This is a genomic window from Polaromonas sp. (assembly GCF_031411155.1).
Classification (GTDB): Bacteria; Pseudomonadota; Gammaproteobacteria; order Burkholderiales; family Burkholderiaceae_C; genus Polaromonas.
Map to the genome: position 1 here is coordinate 1 of NZ_JANOAL010000191.1, position 7,423 is coordinate 7,423.

Below are 7,423 nucleotides of genomic sequence, written 5' to 3' on the forward strand. Positions count from 1 at the left end.
CCAGCTGCGAAGCGACTTCATCGTCGGCCGGACGAATGTCAAACCAGTGGTACTTCTCGACATCGGCCAGGTAGGCCTTGTCGATGGTCGTGCCCTTGGCCAGCTTTTTCGGGCCGCCATTGGCGACCTTGCCGTTGAGGAGCTTTTCGATGCGGTCAAACGCATCGGCTTCCACAATACGCAGCTGGTCGTTCAGATCCAGGCGAAAGCGCTTGAGCTCGTCGTCAATGATCTGCTGGGCACGCTTGTCGCGCACAATGCCTTCACGCGTGAAGACCTGCACATCGATCACCGTGCCTTGCGAACCCTGGCTCACGCGCAGCGAGGTGTCTTTCACATCGCTGGCCTTTTCGCCGAAGATGGCGCGCAGCAGCTTTTCTTCCGGCGTCAGCGTGGTCTCGCCTTTTGGCGTGACCTTGCCGACCAGCGTGTCGCCCGGCTGGACTTCAGCGCCGACATAAATAATGCCGGATTCGTCAAGGCGGTTGAGTTGTTGCTCCGACAGATTGGGGATGTCGCGGGTGATCTCTTCAGAACCCAGCTTGGTGTCGCGCGCCATCACCACGAGTTCTTCGATGTGAATCGAGGTGTAACGATCTTCAGCCACCACGCGCTCGGAAATCAGGATCGAGTCCTCGAAGTTGTAGCCGTTCCAGGGCATGAAGGCGATCAGCATGTTCTGGCCAATGGCGATTTCGCCCAGGTCGGTCGATGCGCCGTCGGCAATCACGTCACCCTTGTCCAGCTTGTCACCAATCTTGACGATGGGGCGCTGGTGGATGTTGGTGTTCTGGTTGGAACGCTGGTATTTGATCAGGTTGTAGATGTCCACACCGACTTCACCGGCCAGCGCCTCGGCGTCATTGACGCGCACCACGATGCGGGTTGCATCGACATAGTCCACCACGCCGCCGCGGTTGGCCGTTACCACGGTGCCGGAATCGATCGCAGCGACGCGCTCGATACCGGTGCCGACCAGCGGTTTTTCAGGGCGCAGCACGGGCACGGCCTGACGCGACATGTTGGCGCCCATCAATGCGCGGTTGGCATCGTCGTGCTCCAGGAAAGGCACCAGCGAAGCCGCCACCGAAACGATCTGCGCGGGCGACACATCCATGTACTGCACGCGCTCGGCACTCACCAGCACCGACTCACCGTTTTCACGGGCCGACACCAGGTCACCCGTCAGCGTGCCGGCGTCGTCCAGCAAGGCATTGGCCTGGGCGATCACATATTTGCCTTCTTCGATGGCAGACAGGTAGTCGATCTGGGTCGTGATCTTGCTGTCCACCACACGGCGGTACGGCGTTTCAATAAAGCCGTATTCGTTGAGGCGGGCGTACAAGGCCAGCGAATTGATCAGGCCAATGTTCGGGCCTTCCGGCGTTTCAATCGGGCAGACGCGACCGTAGTGGGTCACGTGCACGTCACGCACTTCAAAGCCTGCGCGCTCGCGGGTCAAGCCACCGGGGCCAAGGGCCGAAACACGGCGTTTGTGGGTAATTTCTGCCAGCGGGTTGGTCTGGTCCATGAACTGCGACAGCTGCGACGCGCCGAAGAACTCCTTCAGGGCGGCGGAAATCGGCTTGCTGTTGATCAGGTCATGCGGCATCAGCGGCTCTTGCTCGGCCTGACCCAGACGCTCTTTCACGGCTTTTTCGATACGGGCCAGACCGGTGCGGTACTGGTTTTCGGCGAGTTCACCAACACAACGCACGCGGCGGTTGCCGAGGTGGTCAATGTCATCGACTTCGCCGTTGCCATTGCGCAAATCCACCAGAATCTTGACGACTGCGAGGATGTCCTCGTTGGTCATCACCATCGGGCCGGTAGAAGAATCGCGGCCCACGCGGGCATTGAACTTCATGCGGCCGACCTTGGACAGGTCGTAGGTGTCCGGGTTGTAGAACAGGCGCTGGAACAGGGCCTGAACCGCGTCTTCGGTAGGCGGCTCGCCGGGACGCATCATGCGGTAGATGGCCACACGCGCGGCAAACTCGTCAGCGGTTTCATCGGAGCGCAGGGTCTGCGAAATGTAGGAACCCTGGTCGAGTTCGTTGGTGTACAGCACCTGCAGATCCTGCACGCCAGCGACGCGCAGCTTTTTCAGCAGCAACTCGCTCAACTCGTCATTGGCCTTGGCAATGATTTCACCCGTGTCGGCATCAACGATGTTCTTGGCAACGACGCGGCCCAGCAAAAAGTCTTCAGGAACACTGATGGTGGTGGTGCCGCTTTGCTCCAGTTCGCGGGTGTGGCGAACCGTGATGCGTTTGTCTTTGGCAACCACAACCTTGCCGGCTTTGTCGGTGATGTCGAAACGGGCCACTTCGCCGCGCATGCGTTCAGCAACAAATTCCAGTTGTGCACCGCTGTCCATCAGACGGAAGTTGTCAAACACAAAAAAGTTCGCGAGGATGGACTCCGGGTTCAGGCCAATGGCCTTGAGCAGAATCGTGACCGGCATCTTGCGGCGACGGTCAACCCGGAAATACAGGATGTCTTTCGGGTCGAACTCGAAGTCGAGCCAGGAGCCGCGGTAAGGAATGATGCGGGCCGAAAACAGCAGTTTGCCCGAGCTGTGGGTCTTGCCCTTGTCGTGCTCAAAGAAAACGCCAGGCGAGCGATGCAGCTGCGAGACGATCACGCGCTCGGTGCCGTTGATCACGAAAGAGCCCTTGTCGGTCATGAGCGGCACTTCGCCCATGTAGACCTCCTGCTCCTTGACTTCCTTGACCACCTTGGACTGCGAGGTGGAGGACTCGCGGTCATAAATGATCAGTTGAACCTTGGCGCGGACGGCCGAAGAGAAGGTCAGGCCACGGGTCTGGCATTCGCGCACGTCAAAGGCCGGCTTGGCCAGGTTGTACTCGAGAAACTTCATCTCGACAAAACCGTTGTGCGAGACGATGGGGAAGGCGTTTTCAAACGCCGCTTGCAAGCCTTCGACGGTGCGCTTCTGGGGCGCACGGTCGGCTTGCAGGAACGCCGTGTAGGCATCTTTCTGCATTTGCAGCAAATAGGGAACCGTCAACACGCTTTCGCGGTTGCCGAAGCTTTTGCGGATGCGTTTGCGTTCGGTGAAGCTGTAGCTAGAAGTAAGGGCCATGAGTTCTCCGCGTCGATGGGCTCTGGCGACTCTCGGGCTTGAATACACCACGTATTCATGCACGCTTGGTGGTTGGCCACTACCAACCATGGCGGACGGTGACGCATTGCACGTCACCCGAACCAAGGCGTTTTCTGTAGTCGGGGGTCAGAAAACACTGCAAAAAAGGCCGCATTTGCCTTCTTTGCGGTGTGCTCCTTGAAGCACGAAAGGCTGGAAGACCGACTACGGTCTTCCAGCCTTTGCGAACACCAGGAATTACTTGAGTTCGACTTTCGCGCCAGCTTCTTCGAGCTTTTTCTTGGCGGCTTCCGCGTCGGCCTTGGGTGCGCCTTCCTTGACGTTCTTTGGAGCGCCGTCCACCAGGTCTTTGGCTTCCTTGAGGCCCAGACCGGTGAGTTCGCGAACTGCTTTAATGACTTGCACCTTGTTGGCGCCGGCTTCGAGCAGCACGACGTTGAAGTCGGTCTTCTCTTCGGCCACCGCAGCGGCAGCACCACCGCCAGCAGCAGGAGCAGCCATGGCGGCTGCGCTCACACCAAATTTCTCTTCGATGGCTTTCACCAGATCGTTGAGTTCGAGGACCGTCATGCTATCCAGCGCGGTCAAAAATGCGTCTTTATCGAATGCCATTTTGATTTCCTAAAAAAGTTGGTTCAAGTTAAGCCGCTACGGCTTCGGGTGCTGCTTCAGCTACAGGGGCGTCGCCGCCGCCTTTTTTTGCCGCCAGCGCGCCCAGCACAACGGCCGTACGCGAAATGGGCGACATCAGCAAGCCACACACCTGGGCCAGCAACACTTCCTTGGAAGGGATGTTGGCCAGTTGCTTCACGCCGTTCACGTCCAGGGTTTTGCCACCAAATGCGCCCCCACGAATCACCAGCTTGTCGTTGGTTTTCGCGAAGTCCGCCACCACTTTTGCAGCAGCGACGGCATCGATGGAAAAGCCGTAGATCAGCGGTCCGGTCATCTGATCGGACACGACCTCAAATGCGCTACCCGCCACGGCACGGCGAGCCAGGGTGTTCTTCAGAACACTCAGGTTCACGCCTTTGTCGCGGGCTTGGCTGCGCAGCTTGGTCATGTCAGCGACCGTGATGCCACGGTATTCCGCTATCACGAGCGTTTGAGCTTTAGCGGCGAGGCCGGTCACTTCATCAATGACGGCTTGTTTCTCACTGCGATTGAGACTCAAGGTCTACTCCTTAAAAATGTGCTTTCCGGTTTGCCACCGGCTTTCGCCGGCCATCAATCCCTGAGCACGCTCATATTCAGCGACCAACTGTTTCAGATTCTTTTCAAAACCATTCAAGCAGCGGGACCGCCATCTGCGTTGGCTGTCTTTCGATTAAGCACCGGGCTCAAAGTTTTCATTCAAGCCGGCACACCAACGGTCCTGGATGACCTGCCGGAACATTGCCCCGGCAGCCCACCACGTTGAATGACCCCTGCGGGCCATTCAAATTTTTGCGATTACGCTGTGATGGATTGCGTGTCGACGCGAACGCCCACGCCCATCGTCGACGAAACCGCCACTTTCCTCAAATACACACCTTTGCTCGATGCCGGCTTGGCCTTGATCAAGGCATCCACCAGCGCGGCCAGATTGCCTTGCAACTTGGCCGTATCAAACGAACGCAGGCCAATGGTGCCGTGCACGATACCGGCCTTGTCGACGCGGAACTGGACCTGTCCAGCCTTGGCGTTTTTCACGGCGGTGGCGACATCAGGCGTCACGGTGCCGACCTTGGGGTTGGGCATCAGGCCGCGCGGGCCAAGAATCTGGCCCAGCGTACCCACGACGCGCATGGCGTCGGGGGAAGCAATCACCACATCAAAATCCATCTTGCCGGCTTTGATCTCGGCAGCCAGGTCATCCATGCCGACGATGTCGGCGCCGGCTGCCTTGGCTTCCTCGGCCTTGGCCCCCTGGGCAAACACGGCAACGCGTTTGGTCTTGCCGGTACCGTTAGGCAACACGACAGCGCCGCGAACCACCTGGTCGGACTTCTTGGCATCAATCCCGAGTTGCACCGCCACATCGATGGACTCATCGAACTTGGCGACAGCAAACTCTTTTACAAGACCCAAGGCGTCCGGCAAGGCGTACAGCTTGTTGCTGTCGATCTTGTCGCCGATGGTCTTTTGACGTTTGGTCAGCTTGCTCATACAACACCCTCCACCGTCACACCCATGGAACGGGCGGAACCGGCAATAGTACGAACTGCGGCGTCAAGATCGGCGGCAGTCATGTCTTTCATCTTGGTTTTGGCAATTTCTTCCAGCTGGGCGCGGGTGACCTTGCCAACCTTGACGGTGTGCGGCGTGGCCGAACCCTTGTCGAGCTTGATGGCCTTCTTGATCAGGGTCACCGCCGGGGGTGTCTTGATGATGAAGGTAAAGCTCTTGTCGGCGTACGCCGTAATCACCACCGGCAGTGGCAGGCCCGGCTCAACACCCTGGGTCTGGGCATTGAATGCCTTGCAGAACTCCATGATGTTCAAGCCGCGCTGACCCAATGCCGGACCAATCGGGGGGGACGGATTGGCCTTGCCAGCTGGCACTTGCAGCTTGACGAAGCCGACGATTTTTTTCGCCATACTTTTCTCCTTGCGGGTCATAACGCCTGAACACCACCAAAACGGCAGGACCAGGCTCCCCGGGGGTTACACAACTCAATAAGGGTCCAAAAGAACCCACCGCGCCGAGTTGCAAGGCGCGAATTTCAAAATCTGCCCGATGGCTTGCGCGCTATCAGGTTTTTTCAATCTGGCTGAATTCCAGTTCCACCGGCGTGGCACGCCCGAAAATCGTCACCGAAACGCGGACCTTGTTCTTGTCGTAATTGACCTCTTCCACCGTGCCATTGAAGTCGGTGAACGGACCGTCCTTGACGCGCACATATTCGCCCGTTTCAAACTCGACCTTGTGGCGCGGCTTCTCGGTGCCGACCTGCATCTGGTTCACAATCTTCTGGACATCTTCCTCGGAAATCGGTGCCGGGCGATTCTTGGCGCCGCCCACAAAACCAGTGACCTTGTTGGTGTGCTTGACCAGGTGCCAGGTTTCGTCATCCATGACCATCTCAACCAGCACATAGCCCGGGAAGAACCGACGCTCGGTGGTTTTCTTCTGACCATTCTTGATCTCGACCACTTCTTCAGTGGGCACCAGAAAACGGCCGAACTTCGACTGCATGCCGGCCCGGTTGATGCGCTCGACGATATTTCGCTCGGCAGCCTTTTCCATTCCGGAGTAGGCATGCACGACATACCACTGCATGCCGGGGGTCGGAGTCAGGGACGCGCCCGCCGCCACTTCAGTCACTACCGTGCCGTTCAGATCGCTCATTATCTTTTCCATCCCAGGATCAGGTCGTAAAACACCCATTCGAGCGTTTTGTCGGTCAGCCACAAAAACAACGCCATCACCACCACAAAAACGAACACATAAGCCGTCATCTGGATCGCCTCTTTGCGGGCGGGCCAGACAACTTTTTTCACTTCACGCCAGGAGTCGCGACCAAAGGCCACAAACCGCTTGCCAAGTTCGGACGACACAAAAACAACAACCGCCGCCACCAGACCCGCGATCAGGGCACCCCACTGGGCCACCTGTCCCTGCTTGGCCAGCAGGTAAAATCCGGCCAGCGACGCCAGCACCAGCACGACCGCCAAACCCAGCTTGGCCTTGTCGACATTGGTACTGACGGTTTCAACTTGAGAAGAGGCCATGGTTGCCGGATTTCCTGTTCAGTCTTCTTGCGCCTTTTCAGACGCTTAAGCCCACCTGGAGTTTTTGACTCCCGGCGGGCTTGCTATTTATCTTTTAAACCACTTGCGGCATCAATTTCGGTCAATGAGCCGGGTGGCAGGGGCAGTAGGAATCGAACCTACAACCTTCGGTTTTGGAGACCGACGCTCTGCCAATTGAGCTATACCCCTCCGTCAAACCTCTGCAAAACCTGCAAATTACGCGATGATGGTGGCCACAACGCCAGCGCCCACGGTGCGGCCGCCTTCGCGAATCGCAAAGCGCAGGCCTTCTTCCATGGCGATCGGGTTGATCAGCTTGACCGTGATCGACACATTGTCACCCGGCATCACCATCTCTTTGCCTTCTGGCAACTCGATCGCACCGGTCACGTCCGTGGTGCGGAAGTAGAACTGGGGGCGGTAGTTGTTGAAGAAAGGCGTGTGGCGGCCACCCTCGTCCTTGGACAAGACATAGATCTCGCCGGTGAAGTGGGTGTGCGGCTTGATCGAGCCGGGCTTGCACAGCACCTGGCCGCGCTGCACGTCTTCGCGCTTGGTG

At 58.1% G+C, this 7,423-nt stretch carries 7 protein-coding genes, 1 tRNA gene and 1 pseudogene; all 9 read right to left on the reverse strand.

Annotation, left to right across the window (positions count from 1 at the left end; translation table 11 throughout):
• On the reverse strand, window positions 1–3,109 hold a 3,109-nt coding region (rpoB, locus tag RMO23_RS12175; RefSeq protein ID WP_309681832.1), incomplete at its 3' end, for a DNA-directed RNA polymerase subunit beta.
• 258 nt (window positions 3,110–3,367) lie between these two features.
• On the reverse strand, window positions 3,368–3,742 hold the full coding sequence (gene rplL, locus RMO23_RS12180; protein WP_309681834.1) for a 50S ribosomal protein L7/L12: 375 nt from the start codon (window positions 3,740–3,742) through the stop codon (window positions 3,368–3,370).
• 28 nt (window positions 3,743–3,770) lie between these two features.
• Window positions 3,771–4,304 carry a 50S ribosomal protein L10 gene (rplJ, locus tag RMO23_RS12185; RefSeq protein ID WP_309681836.1) on the reverse strand — a complete coding sequence of 178 codons (534 nt, stop codon included), beginning with the start codon at window positions 4,302–4,304 and terminating at the stop codon, window positions 3,771–3,773.
• A 278-nt stretch (window positions 4,305–4,582) separates the two neighbouring features.
• Window positions 4,583–5,278: a 50S ribosomal protein L1 gene (rplA, locus tag RMO23_RS12190; RefSeq protein ID WP_309681838.1), complete on the reverse strand. Its 696-nt coding sequence runs from the start codon at window positions 5,276–5,278 to the stop codon at window positions 4,583–4,585.
• The gene (gene rplK / locus RMO23_RS12195) at window positions 5,275–5,709 is read right to left on the reverse strand and encodes a 50S ribosomal protein L11 (RefSeq protein ID WP_309681840.1); all 435 of its coding nucleotides are present in this window, start codon (window positions 5,707–5,709) and stop codon (window positions 5,275–5,277) included. The genes rplA and rplK overlap by 4 nt, the downstream gene beginning before the upstream one ends.
• A gap of 154 nt (window positions 5,710–5,863) precedes the next feature.
• Window positions 5,864–6,391, reverse strand: a complete 528-nt coding sequence (gene nusG, locus RMO23_RS12200) for a transcription termination/antitermination protein NusG (RefSeq protein WP_405041601.1) — start codon at window positions 6,389–6,391, stop codon at window positions 5,864–5,866.
• 68 nt (window positions 6,392–6,459) lie between these two features.
• Window positions 6,460–6,843 (reverse strand): preprotein translocase subunit SecE, encoded by a 384-nt coding sequence (secE, locus tag RMO23_RS12205; protein ID WP_309681843.1) that lies wholly within the window; start codon window positions 6,841–6,843, stop codon window positions 6,460–6,462.
• A gap of 134 nt (window positions 6,844–6,977) precedes the next feature.
• A tRNA-Trp gene (locus tag RMO23_RS12210) sits at window positions 6,978–7,053 on the reverse strand.
• A gap of 27 nt (window positions 7,054–7,080) precedes the next feature.
• Window positions 7,081–7,423: pseudogene (gene tuf, locus RMO23_RS12215) on the reverse strand (elongation factor Tu); the annotation flags it as partial.